Origin of the sequence: Sphaerisporangium dianthi, assembly GCF_042654065.1 — a bacterium.
In the GTDB taxonomy this organism is placed as follows: Bacteria; Actinomycetota; Actinomycetes; order Streptosporangiales; family Streptosporangiaceae; genus Sphaerisporangium; species Sphaerisporangium dianthi.
In genome coordinates, this window is the sequence record NZ_JBHSFP010000021.1 from 54061 (window position 1) to 70842 (window position 16782).

15 protein-coding genes are annotated in these 16782 nt (G+C 73.5%); 7 read left to right on the forward strand and 8 right to left on the reverse strand.

Annotation, left to right across the window (positions count from 1 at the left end):
- The first annotated feature begins 21 nt into the window (after nucleotides 1–21).
- Genes ACFO60_RS26075 through ACFO60_RS26090 form a run of 4 tightly spaced genes read left to right on the forward strand, consistent with a single transcriptional unit; the run spans nucleotide 22 to nucleotide 3717 of the window.
- The gene (locus ACFO60_RS26075; RefSeq protein ID WP_380844501.1) at nucleotides 22–561 is read left to right on the forward strand and encodes a hypothetical protein; all 540 of its coding nucleotides are present in this window, start codon (nucleotides 22–24) and stop codon (nucleotides 559–561) included.
- Nucleotides 558–1691 carry a peptidoglycan-binding protein gene (locus ACFO60_RS26080; RefSeq protein WP_380844504.1) on the forward strand — a complete coding sequence of 378 codons (1134 nt, stop codon included), beginning with the start codon at nucleotides 558–560 and terminating at the stop codon, nucleotides 1689–1691. Before ACFO60_RS26075 ends, ACFO60_RS26080 begins: the two co-directional genes overlap by 4 nt.
- Nucleotides 1688–2503, forward strand: a complete 816-nt coding sequence (locus tag ACFO60_RS26085) for an ABC transporter ATP-binding protein (RefSeq protein WP_380844507.1) — start codon at nucleotides 1688–1690, stop codon at nucleotides 2501–2503. Before ACFO60_RS26080 ends, ACFO60_RS26085 begins: the two co-directional genes overlap by 4 nt.
- Nucleotides 2500–3717 carry an ABC transporter permease gene (locus ACFO60_RS26090; protein WP_380844510.1) on the forward strand — a complete coding sequence of 406 codons (1218 nt, stop codon included), beginning with the start codon at nucleotides 2500–2502 and terminating at the stop codon, nucleotides 3715–3717. The genes ACFO60_RS26085 and ACFO60_RS26090 overlap by 4 nt, the downstream gene beginning before the upstream one ends.
- 47 nt (nucleotides 3718–3764) lie before the next feature.
- On the opposite strand, the gene ACFO60_RS26095 is transcribed toward ACFO60_RS26090, so the two are convergent.
- The 6 genes from ACFO60_RS26095 to ACFO60_RS26120 are packed head-to-tail and all read right to left on the reverse strand — an operon-like array spanning nucleotide 3765 to nucleotide 11250.
- The gene (locus ACFO60_RS26095) at nucleotides 3765–4793 is read right to left on the reverse strand and encodes a sulfotransferase family protein (RefSeq protein ID WP_380844513.1); all 1029 of its coding nucleotides are present in this window, start codon (nucleotides 4791–4793) and stop codon (nucleotides 3765–3767) included.
- Entirely contained in the window at nucleotides 4790–6592 is a 1803-nt protein-coding gene (locus tag ACFO60_RS26100) for a lipopolysaccharide biosynthesis protein (protein ID WP_380844516.1), read from the reverse strand. Before ACFO60_RS26100 ends, ACFO60_RS26095 begins: the two co-directional genes overlap by 4 nt.
- A complete protein-coding gene (locus tag ACFO60_RS26105) occupies nucleotides 6580–7425 on the reverse strand; it encodes a sulfotransferase domain-containing protein (RefSeq protein WP_380844519.1) in 846 nt (281 codons plus the stop codon). Before ACFO60_RS26105 ends, ACFO60_RS26100 begins: the two co-directional genes overlap by 13 nt.
- Nucleotides 7426–7433: 8 nt before the next feature.
- The gene (locus ACFO60_RS26110) at nucleotides 7434–8585 is read right to left on the reverse strand and encodes a hypothetical protein (protein ID WP_380844522.1); all 1152 of its coding nucleotides are present in this window, start codon (nucleotides 8583–8585) and stop codon (nucleotides 7434–7436) included.
- Nucleotides 8582–9997: a hypothetical protein gene (locus ACFO60_RS26115; RefSeq protein WP_380844525.1), complete on the reverse strand. Its 1416-nt coding sequence runs from the start codon at nucleotides 9995–9997 to the stop codon at nucleotides 8582–8584. The genes ACFO60_RS26110 and ACFO60_RS26115 overlap by 4 nt, the downstream gene beginning before the upstream one ends.
- Complete coding sequence (locus ACFO60_RS26120; protein ID WP_380844528.1) at nucleotides 9994–11250, reverse strand: Wzz/FepE/Etk N-terminal domain-containing protein; 1257 nt, start codon at nucleotides 11248–11250, stop codon at nucleotides 9994–9996. The genes ACFO60_RS26115 and ACFO60_RS26120 overlap by 4 nt, the downstream gene beginning before the upstream one ends.
- 390 nt (nucleotides 11251–11640) lie before the next feature.
- Here ACFO60_RS26120 and ACFO60_RS26125 point away from each other — a divergent pair, with 390 nt between their 5' ends.
- A complete protein-coding gene (locus ACFO60_RS26125; RefSeq protein ID WP_380844531.1) occupies nucleotides 11641–12648 on the forward strand; it encodes a glycoside hydrolase family 26 protein in 1008 nt (335 codons plus the stop codon).
- A 99-nt stretch (nucleotides 12649–12747) separates the two neighbouring features.
- Here the strand turns inward: ACFO60_RS26125 and cysC are convergent, their stop codons facing one another.
- Nucleotides 12748–14007, reverse strand: a complete 1260-nt coding sequence (gene cysC / locus ACFO60_RS26130) for an adenylyl-sulfate kinase (protein WP_380844534.1) — start codon at nucleotides 14005–14007, stop codon at nucleotides 12748–12750.
- 179 nt (nucleotides 14008–14186) lie between these two features.
- On the opposite strand from cysC, the gene ACFO60_RS26135 reads away from it, so the two are divergent.
- The gene (locus ACFO60_RS26135) at nucleotides 14187–14717 is read left to right on the forward strand and encodes a SigE family RNA polymerase sigma factor (RefSeq protein ID WP_380844537.1); all 531 of its coding nucleotides are present in this window, start codon (nucleotides 14187–14189) and stop codon (nucleotides 14715–14717) included.
- The gene (locus ACFO60_RS26140) at nucleotides 14714–15964 is read left to right on the forward strand and encodes a hypothetical protein (RefSeq protein WP_380844540.1); all 1251 of its coding nucleotides are present in this window, start codon (nucleotides 14714–14716) and stop codon (nucleotides 15962–15964) included. Before ACFO60_RS26135 ends, ACFO60_RS26140 begins: the two co-directional genes overlap by 4 nt.
- A 39-nt stretch (nucleotides 15965–16003) precedes the next feature.
- On the opposite strand, the gene ACFO60_RS26145 is transcribed toward ACFO60_RS26140, so the two are convergent.
- Nucleotides 16004–16735 (reverse strand): class I SAM-dependent methyltransferase, encoded by a 732-nt coding sequence (locus ACFO60_RS26145; RefSeq protein ID WP_380844543.1) that lies wholly within the window; start codon nucleotides 16733–16735, stop codon nucleotides 16004–16006.
- Between the last annotated feature and the right edge of the window lie 47 nt (nucleotides 16736–16782).

A 16782-nucleotide genomic window follows, 5' to 3' on the forward strand; every position in this document is an offset into this window, starting at 1 on the left:
CCGAACCAGAGGAGACCGCCGATGAGAACGAGATTCCTGGTCGTCTGCCTGCTACCGCTCCTGCTGGTAGCGACGGCGGCCTGCACCGCTCCCGCCGACGGCAAGGGGGTCGCCTCGGCGGGCGGCTCCGCCGAGCCGAGCGCGACGGCGAGCCTCAGCCTCCTGGACCAGGGAATCAGGTGGGCGAGGTGCATGCGGGAGCACGGCGTGCCGCAGCCGGACCCGGTGGTGACCAACGGTGACGGAGTCCGGTACGAGGGGCTCACCAAGGACGCGGTGGACGGCAGCGTCCTTAAGAAGGCTCAGGAGGCGTGTGAGAAGCTCCGCCCCGTCCTGCCGGCCGACGTGCGGGAGATGAAGCAGGGGTTGTCGCGCCTGTTCGCCCGGTGCATGCGCGAGCAGGGGGTGGAGGACTTTCCAGACCCGGAGCCCGACGGCCGTTTCGTCATAGAACCGCCGGTCGAGAACGATCCGCGGTTCCCCGCGGCGAAGGAGACCTGCGACGCGCGGGAGGACGCGGCGGCCGCGTCGGCGCGGCCGAGCTCGCGGCCGAGCCCGTGAGCGACAGGACCAGAGCGGGCGACAGGGCGCCGGCGGCCGACACGGCGCCGGCTGACCGGCGCGCCGTTCGCCGGCGGCGTGCCGGGGGCGTCGCGGCGGCCGGTGAGGTCGTGCTCGCCGCGGGCACGGCGACCGCGGCCGCGGTCGGGTTCGGCGGGGGCGGCACGGGTGCGCCGGCCGCGGCGGCTCTGCCGCCGGGCGCCGCCCAGGTGACCCGGCGGACGATGCTGGACACCGAGGAGGTGCAGGGCGACCTCGGCTACCGCGCCGAGACCGCGCTGGCCGGCCGGATCGCGGGTGTCGTCACCAGGGTGCCGCTGCCGGGCGACGTCATCGTCCGGGGCCGGCGGATCTACCGGGTGGACGACACGCCGGTCGTGCTCATGTACGGCGACGTCGCCGCGTACCGGACGCTCGCCCCGGGCGTCAGCGGCGTGGACGTACGGCAGCTCGAACGCAACCTGAAGGCTCTCGGCTACGGCGGGTTCACGGTGGACAGGACCTACACGTGGGGCACCGCGATCGCGGTGCGGCGATGGCAGAAGGAGCGGGGCCTGCCGCAGACCGGCCAGGTCGAGCTGGGCCGGGTGGTGTTCGCCCCGGGAAGGATCCGGATCGCCGCCGTCACGGCGGGGGTGAACCGGTCCACCGGCGGCGGGCAGGAGGTGCTGCGGTACACCGGGACCGGCCGTCGGGTGACCGCCCGGCTGGAGGTGTCCAAGCAGCGGCTGGCCCGCAAGGGAGTCAAGGTGGCTGTCCAGATGCCGGGCGGCAGGAAGGTGGCCGGCAGGGTGGAACGGGTCCGCACGGTGGTCGAGCGGCCGGCCGGCCAGAGCGGCCAGGCGGAGACCTCGATCGAGACGGTCATCTCACTGCGCGACCCGAAGGCGGCCGCGGGCATCGAGGCGGCCGTGGTCACCGTGGTCTTCACCGCGGCGAAGCGCGAGGACGTGCTCACCGTGCCCGTCGCGGCGCTGGTGGCGCTGGCCGAGGGCGGCTACGGCGTCGAGGTCGTCGAAGGATCCGCCACGCGCTACGTCAAGGTGGAGACCGGCCTGTTCGCGAACGGCCGGGTCGAGGTCACCGGCGACGGGCTGCGCGAGGGCTCGACCGTGGGGATGCCGCGATGATCGAGCTGACCGACGTGACAAAGGCCTACCCCGGCGGCGTCCGCGCGCTCGCCGGCGTCACCCTCACCATCGGCGCCGGCGAGCTGGTCGCGGTGGTCGGCCCGTCCGGCTCGGGCAAGTCCACCATGCTGCACGTGCTGGGCACGCTCGACCGCCCCACCTCCGGCCGGGTGGTGGTCGACGGCCACGACGTGTCGCGGCTGTCCGACCGGCAGGTGTCGGCGCTGCGCGCGAGCCGCATCGGCTTCGTGTTCCAGCAGTTCCACCTGGCCTCGGGCGTGCCGGCGCTGGACAACGTGGCCGACGGCCTTCTCTATGCCGGGGTCGGCCTGAGCGAGCGGCGCCGGCGGGCCGCGGCGACGCTGGAGCGGGTCGGGCTCGGACACCGGCTCGACCACGAGCCGCACGAGCTGTCCGGCGGCGAGAAGCAGCGGGTGGCGATCGCCCGGGCGGTGATCGGCGACCCGGCGCTGCTGCTCGCCGACGAGCCGACCGGCAACCTGGACTCCGCCTCGGGCGAAGGGATCATGGCCGCGCTGCGGGAGCTTCACGCCGCCGGCACCACGGTCGTGGTCATCACGCATGACCTGGAGATCGCGGCCGGGCTGGACCGGCAGGTGCTGATGCGCGACGGCAGGGTCGTCAGCGACGGCGACGGCGACGGCGACAGTGACGGGAACGGCGACGGGGGCGGGAACGGCGACGGGGGCGGGAACGGTGACGGAGGCGGTGACGACGGCGGGGGCGGTGACGGCGACGGAGGCCGGGGCGGCGACACCACGCCGCGCGGGGCGGGGGTGACCGCGTCGTGACGGCGCGGCAGACCCGCTCCCGGCTCACGCCCGCCCGGCTGGCCCCGCGGGACGTGGTCCGGGTCGGAGCGGCCGGGCTGCGCACCCGGCCGGCCCGGGCGCTGCTCTCGGCGCTGGGCATCGCGATCGGCATCGCCGCCATGGTCGCGGTGGTGGGCATCTCGTCCTCCTCGCGCGAACAGCTCGGACGTCAGCTCGCCGCGCTCGGCACGAACCTGCTCACGGTCGCCCCCGGGCAGACCCTCGACGGTCAGGAGGCGACGCTCCCGGCCGAGGCCGAGGCGATGATCGCGCGGATCGGCCCGGTCACCGCCGTCTCGGCCACCGGGGCGATCCGCAACGTCAAGGTGTACCGCTCGGACAAGATCCCCAAGGTGGAGACCGGCGGGCTGACCGTGTCAGCCGCCCGGACGAGCCTGCCGCGGACCGTCGGCGCGACCTTGCGCGGCGGCGCGTGGCTGAACGGCGCCACCGGCCGGTACCCCGCCGCGGTGCTCGGCGCCGGCGCGGCCGGGCGGCTCGGCGTCGGCCGGGCCGGACCGGAGATGGTGATCATGGTCGGTGGCGAACGGTTCACCGTGATCGGCGTGCTCGACGAGGTCACGCTCGCGCCCGAGCTCGACACGGCCGTCCTGATCGGCTGGGAGGCCGCCACCGGCCTGTTCCGCTTCGACGGGCGGGCGACCACCGTCTACACCCGGTCGCGGGACGATCAGGTCGAGGCGGTACGCGCCGTCCTGGCGGCCACCGCCGACCCGCGGACGCCCGGCGACGTCAGCGTGTCCCGGCCCTCGGACGCCCTGGCCGCGAGCCGGGCGGCCGACGTCACCCTGAACGGGCTGCTGCTCGGCCTGGGCGCGGTGGCACTGCTGGTGGGGGGCGTCGGGGTCGCCAACACGATGGTGATCTCGGTGCTGGAGCGCCGGGCCGAGATCGGCCTGCGTCGTTCGCTCGGCGCCACCCGAGGGCAGATCAGGGTGCAGTTCCTCACCGAATCGCTCCTGCTGTCCGCGCTCGGCGGCGTCGGCGGGGTACTGGCGGGCATCGCCGTCACCACCGGCTACGCCGCCTACCAGACCTGGCCGGCCGTCGTGCCGGCGTGGGCGACGATGGGCGCGCTCGCCGCCACCGTGCTCATCGGCGGCGTGGCCGGGCTCTACCCCGCGATCCGCGCGGCCCGGCTGTCTCCAACCGAAGCGCTGGTGATGATCTAGGTCTGGACGACCATGGCGAGTGAGCAGGTCGCCGGTGTCCGGTGCGGTCAGGCGCCGGGCTCGCGCCGGAGAAGGCCGGTGATCTCGTCGATGCGGGTGAGGTCCTGAGCGGTGAGGCCGGTGGGGGGACGGGTGGCGGCGGCGGCCGAGTCCATGGGGCGGTACGCGGTGTGCGAGAGGCCGGTCCAGGCGAACCCGCCCGTCCGGGAGGTGCTGCCACATGTCTGGATATTCGCCGAAGTGGCCGCAGTGGCCGGCGTCGACCGGTCACCGCCCTCGCCGGCGGGCATGGGCCCGGGGTGGGGCGGGGCGGTGCAGGCGCGCTCGACATGCCGGGCCGCGACCGCGGTCCAGGGCAGGCCGCACCAGGCGTACAGGTCGCGGTAGCCGGCGAGCGGGTCGGCGGCCAGGCGTTCGTACGACACCACGCGGATGGCGGGGTGAGCGGCGCACAGCTCTTCCGCGACCTCGCGCGCCACGGCCCACAGGGCGGCGATCTTGGCGATGTGGTCCCCCGAGCCCGCCAGCGGGCGTAGCCGTTCCACCACCGGGTGGTCACGCAGCAGAAGCGGCTGTTCCAGCAGCTCATGAGGGTGGATGGTCCAGCCGAGCCGCCGCCAGCTCGCCACCAGGGACGCCGGATCACGCACCAGCAGGACCACCCGGCAGCCGAGGCGCTCGGCGAACCAGCCCGCCGAGAAGAGCGCGAACGGGTCGTCCAGCAGGGCGCGGCGGCGGAGGAGCCTGCCGAGCGTGAAGGCGGAGGCGTTCTTCGCAAGGCGTGCCAGGTCGCCGGGGGATCGGTTGCGCCGCAGCTCGGCGGCGTATCGGTAGCGCAGGGCGACGGTGTCGGCGAAGGCACGCCGCCATGGGTCCTCGTTGGCGCGGCAGATGTACTGGAACCGGTGATCGACGGTGGCGTTCAGCACGCCGGGCGAGCGTCCGGGCGGGCGCTGGGGGTTGAGCGGCTCGTTGACGTACACCGCGCCGCCGCCGGCGGTGAGCATCTTGCCGGCCCAGCTCGTGCCGCTTCTCGGCAACCCGGTGACCAGAATCGGACCGGTGGCACCGGTCATGTCGCCTCCTCGGGACGCCAGACGCGGAGGGAGGGCAGGCTGTCCGCGCCGAAGGGACGTAGCCCGTACCTGCGGACGATCTTGAGCAGGGGAGCCAGGTTCTTGACGAGCATTCCGCCGGACCAGCCGAGGGCGGCGCCCAGCGCGCCGTGGGAGGGGACGAGCACGACGTCGAGCGCGACGGTGACCGCGATCGCGCTCAGGATGCCGGCCATGCTGGCGGCGGTGTGCCCGGCGGCGATCAGCACGACATCGGCCATGCCGCACGCCGTCGCCAGCATCATGGTGGCGGCCAGGACCACCGCGACGGCGGCCCCGTCCGGGTAGCCGTCGCCGAACGCCCGCAGCAGCCAGGGGGCCAGCACGGCATAGCCCAGCCATATCGGCCACGTCAGCAGGACCAGCCACATCGTGGTCATCTGGTACAGCCTGCGAGCGAGCGGAAGATCGCCCTCGGCCAGGGCGCGGACGAGCCGCGGCTGCACCGCCTGGGCGAACCCCTGGTTCACCAACTGGCCGATCACCTTGAACCGGGTGGCGGCGGTGTACACGGCCGCCTGCGCGGGCCCGGCCAGGACGGCCACGATGACGATGTCCAGCCGCTGGAACACCGCCTGCGCCGCGCCACCGAGAGCGCGCGGAGCCGTGTAACGCCAGAACGCGCGTGCCGTCCCGGGAACGTGCGGGCCCGAAGGCGACCGCCGGCGCAACCAGAGCGCGCTCAGCACCAGGACGGGCAGCGCCGGAGCCGCCCAGGCCGCGGCGAGGACCGAGCCGGTCCAGGAAGCGGAGACGAGCGGCCGGGCGATCGCGCCGGCGGTGGCGGCCGGGGCCCCGGTGGCGTTGATGAGGACGACGGGGTCTACGGCGGCCGGGGCCCCGGTGGCGTTGATGAGGACGACGGCGCCCACGCAGAGGAGTTGCAGGCCGGGCTGGAGCACCCCGCTCAGCAGGGCGGTCGGGCGCATGGCGCCGAAGCCCCGGGTCGCCGACACCAGGATGTCCGCGACGACGATCACGGGAAGGGCGAGAGCCAGCGTACGCAGCGCCGAGGCGAGCAGAGGGACGGTGGGATCGGCCCCGGTGCCGCCTGCGGCCGGGGCGGCGGCCCCGTAGAGGGTGGCAGCGCCAGGGCCGGCGGCCGGCGGGGTGGAGGCGATGGTAGCCGAGGCGCTGTGCGTCAGGACGGCGGCGAGCGGATCCGCGTAGAGCGTGACGAGGGCCGCTGTGACGAGGGACAGGACGACCACCGGCGGCAGGGCCACTTTGAGGTGACCGAACGGCGTGCCGCGCGTGGCGCGGATCCCGCCGGCGACCTCGATGTACCCGCTGGTCGTGTCGTGGTCGGTGTGTCGGCCGGTTGTGCCTGGTGCGGCGGGGATCGCGCCGACCTTGGTGTGCGGGCTGGTCGTGTGGTGGTCGGTGTGCCGGGCGGTTGTGTCGGGTTCGGTGGGGATTTCGCTGGTGACCTTGGTGTTCGGGGTGGGGGTGGTGGGCTGGTCGGGGGTCGGGTGGCGGTCGGGGGTGGTGGAGCCGGCGAGGAAGTAGATCAGTCCGTTGCCGCAGTCGAGCCGCAGTATCCCGGCCACCATCAGGCACAGCGTGGTCGCCGTGAAGAAGGCGCCCGCCGTGCGCGCGTCGAAGCCGCGGGTGACGGCCACCACGATCAGGAACTGCGAGCCCGCGCTGACCGCCGCTCCCGCCAGCCCTGCGGCGCCACCTTTGAGCAGCGAACGCCTGCCTCCGGCCGCGCCCGTGCACGTGGGGGACGGGAACGGCTCCGGGGTCAGCGGCGCCATGAGGGGCGGTCGCCGAGCCAGGGCTCGAGGCGGGCGTCCCAGGGGGCGAAATGCTCCGACAGCCGCTGCCGGAGGGCCGCCGGCATGCCGGACGGGCGAGGACGGGCGTTGTGCCGCTCGAACACGGGGTCGCCGAGGCGGGGGAGCCCGAGGAACTCCAAGATCCGGTCGTACACGCTCTCGGGCGTGGCGAAGAAGCATCCGCTGTCGATCACCAGAATGCGGTCACGGCCGACCAGCGGCGCGAGCCGCGCCAGTTGCTCGGTGTACTGCCCGCGCGCGACGTAGGCGTGGTGCCGGTGGGCGCGGCTGTGCGCGAACGGGTCGGCGCACAGCCGTTCGGCCTCGCCGTCGAGCCGGTAGGGCTCCAGCTCGATCGCCCGCTCGAACGACGACTCGGTCTCGAACCCGCGCGCGACCTCGTGCGCGTGCGCGGAACGCGCCCGCTCGACCGGGTCGCGCACCAAGGCGATGAGCTTCACCCCGGCCAGGTCGGCGGCGATGCGCGAGGCGGACAGCGGGTGGAACAGGTAGTACGGCGAGGACTCGAAGGTGAGCGGCCGGATGCCGAACCTGCGTTCCAGGCGGTGCGCGGTGACCTTCAGCGGGAAGTGCGCGCGGTACCACGAGGGGCCCTTGCCGTACGCCATGTCGAAGTAGTGCACACCCTTGCGCAGCACCGGCTTCAGCACCAGGGGATGCTGGGCCAGGGCGCGGTACAGCGAGGTGGTGCCGCAACGCTGCGCCCCGATGATCAGGAAGGACGGCAGCAGCCGTCCGCTCACGGTGAGCCGGCCCGCCGTATGCGAGAAGGCGTGCGCGGATCTTTTCACCGCGTGGTTCACTGCAGGGCCTCCTGATGGTCGAGGACGGGGTTGAGCCACTCGGCGGGCGCGCCGAGCGGCTGGTGGCCGTCGCGCTCGTACCGGTCGGCCAGGGTGATCAGGTAGTGGGCGGCCGTCCGCCGCGCCTCGCCCGCCGACGGGCCGAACGCCGCGAGCGTGCGCACGGCGCTCGCCAGGCACGCCTCGGCGGCGAGCCGGGGAGGCATGCGGCGGCGCAGTGCCCGCTGGAAGAAGTGGTGCAGCGCGTCGAAGCCCAGCGGCACGCCGGTCGCGAAACGCTCCCAGTCCCACACCGCCAGACGGCCGTCCGGGGCGGGGGCCATGTTCCACGGCGCGAAGTCTCCGTGCCAGGCGTGACCGCCCATCGCGCCGACCGGCAGGAGGAGGACATCGCCGGCCGCGCTGAAATCGGCCGCGCCGTCGCCGGGGGTGACCGGGCGGTGGACGCCGCCGAGGGCGCCGGGGCCTGTGTGCTCGCCGGCGTCGCCCGGGGTGAGCGGGGGGCGGTGGTCCTCGCTGGCGCGCTGGGAGGGGACGAACGGGGAACGGCGGCCTTCGCCCGGGGCGGAGCGGGGCGTGGCGAGTGCGGCGATCTCGTGGGCGGCGTCCTCGAGCAGGGACGAGCGGACGCGGCGCCGGCGGGTGGGAAGCGGAGACAGGGCGAGCACGTCCAGGCCGTTCCAGACCCCGTGGTGCAGGACGGTGGGCGCGGCGACGACCCGCAGCGGCCGGCCGGCCAGCGCTTCGAGCACGGCGCCCTCGTGCCTGACCAGCGCTCGGGAACGGTCGGTGTCGCCGATCTTGACGAACGCGAGGAGCTTCCCGGCGACGCCGCGGATCTCGAGGATGGGCTTGCGGTTGGCGCGCCTGGCCGGTCGCACGTGGACGGTGGCTCTGACGCGCTCGCCGAACACCTCGCTGAGGTAGGTCTCGATCGTGCCCGGCCCCTGCGGCAGGCGCCGCCGTCCGGGCAGCCAGCGCGAGCGCGGGACGAGCCGCCGGGGCAGATATCTGCTCGGCAGCAGGGCGTAGGTGGTGGAGGAGGCCGTTCCCGTGGGCGCGGACGTGGCTTCGGAGGGGGAGGTGGCGGGATACAGGAGCGTGGTCACTTCGTCGAGATAGCCCAGACGGGCGCGATAGTCCCTCACCGGAACGCCTCCATGGGTGCGGTGGTCGTCGTGCCGGTGGTCCGGGTCGGACTGCCGGCCAACGTACTGACTGCCCGGATACGCTCGTCGGTCACGCCGCCGGGCACTCGCGTCGAGGCGGTGATCGCCGCGGCGGTGCGGCCGTTGCGCCAGAGCAGGGCGAAAGAGATCATGTAGAGGATCAGCGCGGTGACCAGGCCGTCGTACACGATCATGTAAAGCAGGACGAGGATCATGACCAGCGTCCCCGCCTGGCCGATGGGAGTGCGGTCGCGCCAGAAGCGGCGGACGGCCCCGGCGAAGAACGCGATGTAGAGCGCGGCCCCGGTGAAGCCCTGTGTGATCAGCAGCAGCCAGAGCTGCCCGTCGCTGCCGAGCGGGGGATGGCCGCACTCGGCGCACCAGCCGGTCTTGCCCGTGGTGATCGTCTGGTAGTTGCCGAAGGCGTTGCGGGTGTTGCCGTATCCGATGATCGGCGAGTGCGTGGCGGCCGCGAGCGTGCTCGCGACGGTGAACGCCCTGATGCGGTTGCTGTGCGGGCTGTCCAGGCGCTGGGCGACGATGGACCCGAGCGGCCCGGCGCAGAACGCCAGCGCGGCCGCCGCGAGGGCCACGCCCACCATGGGCGCCGTGCGCGAGCGGGACCGCACGAGGACGTACGCGACGGCGACGGCGAGGCCGATCCACAGGCCGCGGTTGAGCGAGTAGACGATCGGGACGGTGGCCAGCGCCGCCACCGCCGCGCACAGCAGGCGGCGCGCCGGGCCGCCGTAGACCCACCAGCCGACGACGAACCAGACGAGCAGCACCGAGATGTTGCTTCCCCAGGCGTTGGCCCACTCGAAGGGCGCCTCGGGGCGCGGGGAGGCGTGCCCGAGGACGTGCTGCATCTGCGCCGCCGTCGGGTGGATCAGGTTGCGGACGTAGGAGTTCTCGCTGATCCACTGAGGCAGGATCATCTCGACCGGCGAGGTGAACTCGAAGCCGGGGGCGAGCACGCCGAGCAGCCCGCCGGCCACGGTGGTCACGCAGAGCGCGCCGAGCATGCGCACCAGCGTGCGCTGCGGCAGCTCGGCGAGGGTGAGATTCCCCAGGTAGAGCACCATGATCACGAGTGAGAGGTAGAGCACGAGCCGCATCGTGTACCCGAGGACGCGACCGGTGCCGAGGTCGCCGTAGGTGCCGGGCGGCATGTCGCCCAGTGTGAGGGCGCTGAGGAGGTATCCGGCGACGAGCAGCGCCCACAGGCCCATGCCCTTGGGCACCTCGATCGGCCGGCGGCGCCACAGCACGACGGCCATGGGAACGGCGAGCACGATCAGTGACAGGCCGCCGAAGCCGAGCGCCCACCACACGGGGTAGCCGACGAGCAGCGCGGTGATCGGCCAGCGTGCCGGGGGCGGCAGCCTCATGAGGCGCGGGAGGCGGAGGCGCCGGGGTGACGGTGGTGGCCGTTGGGCGAGGATTCGCCGCGGGGCAGCGGCACGGGCGTGGGCAGCAGGATCACGCCGAGAGCCGCGGTGTCGGTGCGCCTGAGCTGGCGGACGGCCTGGGCGAGCTGCTTGGACCGGGCGGCGCGGCTCTCGACGACCAGCAGCGCGGCGTCGGCGCGGGCCGCCTGGTCGGTGCGCACCCAGATGGGGGCGAGGCCGGTGAGCGCGACGCGCAGGTCGTCGGCGATCGGCTCGGGGTCGGTGTCGGGGGAGACGCTGCGGACCAGCAGCTCGCCGCCGTCGCGCAGGTGGCGGGCCACCGCCATGGCCAGCTCGCGCAGCTCGCGCGCGTTCTCGCCCTCGCAGAGGACGGGCAGGCCGGTGAGCCGTTCGACGTCGGCGGCCGTTCTGAGGCGCGTGTCGAAGCGGTCGCGGACCATGGCGGCGCCGACCCCGGCGAGCAGCCCGAGGAACAGGCCGCTGCCGAGGTAGAGCGGCGGGCTCGGCTCGGAGGGCGAGGTGGGCGGGCGGGCGTCGCTGATGACGGTGCCCGGGGTGATCGCCACGGTCTTGAGCGCGTCGTACTTCACGGTGAGGTTGTAGACCTGCCTGCTCAGGACGTTCTGCCGTTGACCGGCGATGGTGCGCGCCGCCGAGCCCGGCGCGACGCGGGGCAGGCCGGCGACGGTGGCGGCGAGCCGGGAGTCGACCTCGCGCAGCTTGGCGGCGAGCACCTTGAGCTGGGCGTCGAGCGCGTGCGTGGCCGTCGCCCCGCGGTTGGCGAGGTAGGCCTTGGCGAACGCTTGCGCTCCGGCGGCGGCGCTCACCGGGTCGCCCGCGGTGTAGGAGACGGCGAGGACGGCCGAGTTCGGGGGCACGGCCACCGAGACGCGCTCTCTGAGCGGGTCGGGGTCGTTGACCTTGAGCGTGCGCGCGGCGCGGGCGGCGACCACGGCCGAGCGGGCGACCTGCGCCTCGGTGTCGAGGTTCAAGGGCTCGCGCTGGCGCGGCGTGGTCGGGTTCGTCTGCTCTTGCACCCCGGTGGGGGCGACCAGCACCTCGGCGGTGGCCGTGTACGACGGCGGGGTGGTCGCGAGCACGACGCCGCCGCCGCACGCGCCGGCGAGCAGGAACACGGCCAGCGCGACGCGGCGCCGGACCAGCATCGAGCCGAAGTCGGCGAGCTCGCGCCCGGTGGCCGGGCCGGAAACTGAGGACGCCGGGTGGCTCATGGGATCGGCATGCCTCTCGGTGCGGGGTTTTCTCCTGCGATGTCTGCCCATCGCCTTTTCGTGTGGGCCGCCGAACGGAAGCGGCATTCGAAGAGGCGGATCCAGAGAACTATAGGCACAACGCGGGATGCGGCGATCGCATACAGGAGTTTTTGTCGACAGGGAATCATCCCAGCTCACCCCTATATTCGGATATTTCGGGGGTTGCGATCGGCGCCCGTCCGATGGGACGCCGAGTTACCGGCGGCCCGGCGTCGATTAGTGGGAAGGTGAATACCATCCTTCGGGGAAAACCGGTGAGAAGGGGGTTTGAGTGCCTTGAGAAAAGTGACGGGAATATGGTTTTTCGGCACAGGGCTCGCCGTCGGCTGCGGTCTGATCGTCTATGCCGTGGCCTCGGCGAAGCCCCCTCAGCGGGCCGTGGTGGAAGACCGCGTCCCCGGCTCGGTCGTCGACGGCGGCACCGACGGCGCCCCCGGCTGCGTGGCCACCGCGAAGCTGATCCCGAGCTGCGGCGCGTGGTGGGGGGTGGCCCCCGAGGTCTTCGCCGGCCGCCCGCCCGCGCAGGCCATCGCCGCCGCCGAGGAACGCATGGGCCGCAGGGCCGACATCCTGCACGTCTACCACCGGGGCGGCGAGCCGTTCCCCACGCCGGAGGAACGCCGGCTGGCCAGGAAGCGCATCCTGCTGATCAACTGGAAGCCTTCGCTCGACCACACCTGGGCCGAGATCGCCGACGGCGCGATCGACGACCGCATCGACCGCGTGGCCCGGCGGATCAAACGCACGCTGCCCGAGCGCTTCTTCCTCACCGTCCACCACGAACCCGAGAACGACGTGCGCCCGCGCCCGGGGTCGGGCATGACCGCCGAGGACTACGCCGCCATGTACCGCCACGTCATGCTGCGCCTGCGCGAACGCGGGGTCAGGAACGCCGTCACGGTCATGACCTACATGGGGGCGCCGAACTGGGCCTCGAAGCCGTGGTTCGAGCGGCTCTACCCCGGTGACGACGTGGTCGACTGGATCGGCCTGGACCCCTACGCCGACCGCCGGGTGAACGACTTCGCCAACCTGGTCGACAAGACCCGCGAGGACCACGCCGGCTGGCCGGGCTTCTACCGCTGGACGCAGGCGCGCTTCCCCGGCAAGCCGATCATGGTGGCCGAGTGGGGGGCCTTCGAGCGGCAGGACGAGCCGGCGTTCAAGGTGGCGTTCTTCAACTCGGTGCGCCGCCAGATCAAGGGATATCCGCAGATCAAGGCCCTGGTGTACTTCGACTCGCCGAAGGCGCCGCGCGGCGACACGCGCTTCGACTCCACGGTGGCCGCCCGGCGCGCCTTCACCGAGCTGGCCCGCGCGCCGTACTTCAGCTCCACCCCGGTCCCCGACCACTGAGCCGCGCGAAGCCTGCGGAGCCGGCCGCCTGAGCCGCCTGAGCCTGAGCCGCGCGAGCCGCCTGAGCCGCGCGAGCCGCCTGAGCCGCGCGAGCCGGCGTCAGCGGAGCCGGCCGCCGGCGATGAGCAGGTCGAGCACCCGCTCGACCCCGTGCTCGACCGTGATGCCGGTCGTGTCGAGCGTCAGGTCGGCGTCGTCCGGCTCTTCGTAGGGGGAGGAGATGCCGGTGAACTCGGGGATGAGCCCGGCGCGCGCCTTGGCGTAGAGCCCCTTGCGGTCGCGGCGCTCGCACTCGGCGAGAGGCGTGGCGACGTGCACCAGCAGGAAGTCGGCGCCGACCTCCTCGGCCATGTGGCGCACCTCGTCGCGCGTGGCCGCGAACGGGGCGATGGGCGCGCAGATGGCGAGGCCCCCGTGCCGGGCCACCTCGGCCGCGACGAAGCCGATGCGCCGGATGTTGAGGTCGCGGTCCTGCCGGGAGAAGGTGAGCCCCGCCGACAGCAGCCGCCGCACGACGTCGCCGTCCAGGTAGGTCACCGTGCGGGTGCCGCGTTCGAGCAGCGCGTCGTGCAGGCCGCGCGCGATCGTCGACTTGCCCGACCCGGACAGGCCGGTGAAGAACACCACCAGGCCGCGACGGTGCGGCGGCCCGGGGAGCGTGACCGGCTCGGGGCCGGCCAGGTGCTCGGCGGCCCCGTACGCCGCGGCGACGTGCTCGCGCAGCTCAAGGTCGATCTCGGGCTCGCGCGGGGCCAGCGGCGCCACGACGACGACGGTGCCCGAGGGGAGGCGGTCGCGTGCCTTGAGCGCGGCCCGGACGACGGCGGGACCGCCCTCGCCGAAGGCCAGGGGGAGCAGCAGGATCGCCGCGTCCAGCTCGCGGGCGGTGGCGGTGATCTCGTCCAGGTCGTCCAGCGGCCCGCGCATGGTGACGGCGAGGACGGGACGCTCGCCGAGCTCGGCCCGCACCTGCGCGGGAGGGCGCCGGAGGCGGGCGAAGGGGCCGTGCTCGGGCGCGCCGAGCGAGGTGACCGGGCCGGCGACCAGGCCGTCGGCCGTGCGCTCGGTCACGTTCATGACGGCGACCGCGGCGCCCTCGGGATCGCGCAGGGTGAGCTCGTCGCCGGGCGAGACGGGATGGTCGTGCGGCAGCATGAGCGTGACCGGGTCGGGCCAGGGCGTGCCGTCGGCCAGGCGCCCGTTCTCGATGACCGAGGCGGCGTCGGCCGAGCCGAGGAACCCCGTCAGCGGGGCGAACGCGCCCGAGAGCAGCAGCTCGAGGTCGGCCAGCTCGCGCGCGTCGGGCACCCATTCGAGGGCCGGTCCCGGGGTCGCCGTCGTCTGCTCCACATTTCCCACCGGGACAGGATAGTGACCGCCGGGCCGAGCAGGGGAGCCGGCGGCCGATACGGCAGGGCGCCGGGGCGGGACGAGCCGGGTATGGCCGAGCCGGGAAGGCGGGAACCGGGACGAGGGAGACATAGCAGGGGAGGGCGGGCCGCGTCGTAAGGGCTGACGACGACTTCTTGGAGGTGATCGTGGACGTTGCCGAGGAGCGACGTTTCCGCGAGTTCGTGTCGGCGCGGTCTCCCGCGCTGATGAGGCTGGGCTTCCTGCTGACCGGCGGCGACCAGCACGCCGCCGAGGACCTGCTGCAGACGGTCCTGACCAAGGCCGCCGCCCGATGGTCCCGCATCGAGGAGCCCGAGGCGTACGTGCGGCAGGCGATGTACCGCCAGCAGGTGAGCTGGTGGCGGCTCGCCTCCACGCGGCGCGAGACGGTGGTGGCCGACGCGCCCGACGTGCCCGCCCGCGACGACACGCACGCGGCCGATCTGAAGCTCGTGCTGCGTCACGCGCTGGCCCGTCTGACCTCGCGCCAGCGCGCCGTGCTCGTGCTCCGGTACTTCGAGGACCGGCCGGAGGCCGAGGTGGCCCAGATCATGGGCTGCTCGGTCGGGACGGTGCGCAGCACCGCGCACCGCTCGCTCGCCCGCCTGCGCGCCGTCGCGCCCGAGCTCGCCGACCTCCGTACACCGCACCGCTCCTTCGAGGAGGTCAACTCATGAACTCGCCTAGTCTGCTGCCGGAGACCCTCCGAGACTGGTCCGGAGAGGCCGTGGTGCCTCACGACCTCGCCGACCGGGCCATGCGGGGGCGTGCCCGGTACCGGTTTCGGGTGGCGGCGCTGGCGGCGGGGCTGACGGCGGCGGCCGTCGCCGCCGTCGTCGCGGTGCCGCAGCTCGTGCTTGACGACCGCGCCCCGGCGACCGCGGTGCCGGCCGGCCCGCCGGGCGATATCCGGATCAGCGTGGCCCCCGCCGAACCGGCGGACACCGACGTGCGGACGGACACCGGGAACTCTCCGCCCCTGAAGCTCATCGCGGCGGGACGGATGGCCGTGTCCGCGTACCACATCTACCGCCCGGAGAAGCTCCCCGACGGCGCGGTGCGCTACCGCTCGACCTGGTACCTGTACAACCCGTCCACCGAGAACTACGAGAAGACCCCGTGGGCGGCGCTGGACGTCGCGCCGGGACTGAAGTACGCCGCCGTGCTGGAGGACGAACTCCCCACCCGGCGGGTCGGCATACTCGACACGGCCACCCGCGAGGTCGTGAGGTGGATCGACCTGGACCACCCGGTCGCCGAGGTCGCCTGGTCCCCGGACGGCACCAGGCTCCTCACCACCGCCTATGACAAGGATCCCCGGGTCCGCATCGAGCGGTCGTCCACGCCGGTGCCCATCGCGGAGATGAGCAACAACCGCACCGGGTTCCACGTCGTGGACGTGAACGCCGGCACGGCGCGGTTCCACGCCATGGAGAACCCGTCCCCGATGAAGCGGACCGGTATTCAGTGCCTCATGGGTGGCGGTCCCTTCGGGTGGACCCATGACGGCGCGCTGATCTGGGAATCGACGTGCACGACCCCGTCGAAGGTGTTCTACGACCTCGAAGGCAGGCCGCACGACCCGCCCAACGGGTGGACCCATCCGTGGATGAGCTCGGAGGACGCGGGGATCTCCCCCGACGGCCGGCTGTACGCCGACAGCGGGAGACCGCCCGGTCCTCAGACGACGGTGCGGGAGGTCGAGACCGGCACGCTCTTCGGCACCCAGACGATGCTGCAGCTGCTCGCCTGGGCGGACGACGGGCACCTGATCGGCCTCGGATGCGCGGGCGGCTGCGAGAACGAGTTCCACAACGGGCTGGTGCTGGTCAGCGTCGACGGCAAGCAGGTCACCCAGCTCTCGGCCGACCGTAAGAACGCCGAGGCGCCGGGAACCTGGCGGCCGCTGTTCACCCGCCGCTGACGGTTCGCGCCCCCGGGGGCCGGGCGGTCCCCCGGGCGCTCAGATCAGGCGGGCGAAGTGGTTCTGCGGCTTGCGGATGACCAGGGTGATCTCGTCGCGCCCCGCGGGCAGGCGCTGGCCCGACAGGTGTTCGACCACGCGGAGCGCGGCCCGCGCCAGCCTGGGATGACGGCCGCGCAGCGCCGGGCCGGAGGACCCCGAGTAGTCCTCGGCGATCATCAGCCCGCGCATCAGGCAGTAGGAGTGGATGCCCTCGCGGGAGGCCACCTGCTCGTAGATCGCCGGGAGAGGACCGACGGCCTCGGGCGGGGCGAAGCGCTTCCACAGCAGGCGGCGCAGCCACCACGGCGTCACGCGGTCGCAGAACCCGTACGCCGAGGTGCGGTCGCGCATGCGGATCAGCAGCAGCCCGCCGGGGCGCAGGGCGTTGACCAGGCGGTCGAGGACGAGCTCGGCGTTGCGCAGCCGTTCGAGCAGGAAGGCGGCGTGCACGACGTCGAAGGTGCGCGGCAGCAGCGGGGCGTCGCGCAGGTCGCCGACGAACCGCGCGTCCAGGTCGACACGGCGGCCGACGGCGGCGCGCAGCACGGGGATGTCCTCGTCGATGCCGGTGACCCTGATGTCGACGCGCTCGATGGCGACCCGGTCGCCGCGGCCACAGCCGGCGATCAGGATGTCGAGCCGCCGGCCGAGCTGCTCGGTCCACAGCTCGCGGATGCGGTGGCCGAACACGTCGCCCTGGGTCTCCGGCCACCATCGAACCTCTGACATGTGACTCAGAGTAGTCATCCTGACTCCTTCTGTATTGGATTCACCTT

Excerpts from the sequence above, each read along its gene's own strand:
- ACFO60_RS26075 (WP_380844501.1), top strand. The coding sequence starts at position 22 with ATGAGAACGAGATTCCTGGTCGTCTGCCTGCTACCGCTCCTGCTGGTA.
- ACFO60_RS26085 (WP_380844507.1), top strand. The coding sequence starts at position 1,688 with ATGATCGAGCTGACCGACGTGACAAAGGCCTACCCCGGCGGCGTCCGC.
- ACFO60_RS26095 (WP_380844513.1), bottom strand. The coding sequence starts at position 4,793 with ATGACCGGTGCCACCGGTCCGATTCTGGTCACCGGGTTGCCGAGAAGC.
- ACFO60_RS26100 (WP_380844516.1), bottom strand. The coding sequence starts at position 6,592 with ATGGCGCCGCTGACCCCGGAGCCGTTCCCGTCCCCCACGTGCACGGGC.
- ACFO60_RS26115 (WP_380844525.1), bottom strand. The coding sequence starts at position 9,997 with ATGAGGCTGCCGCCCCCGGCACGCTGGCCGATCACCGCGCTGCTCGTC.
- ACFO60_RS26120 (WP_380844528.1), bottom strand. The coding sequence starts at position 11,250 with ATGAGCCACCCGGCGTCCTCAGTTTCCGGCCCGGCCACCGGGCGCGAG.
- ACFO60_RS26140 (WP_380844540.1), top strand. The coding sequence starts at position 14,714 with ATGAACTCGCCTAGTCTGCTGCCGGAGACCCTCCGAGACTGGTCCGGA.
- ACFO60_RS26145 (WP_380844543.1), bottom strand. The coding sequence starts at position 16,735 with ATGTCAGAGGTTCGATGGTGGCCGGAGACCCAGGGCGACGTGTTCGGC.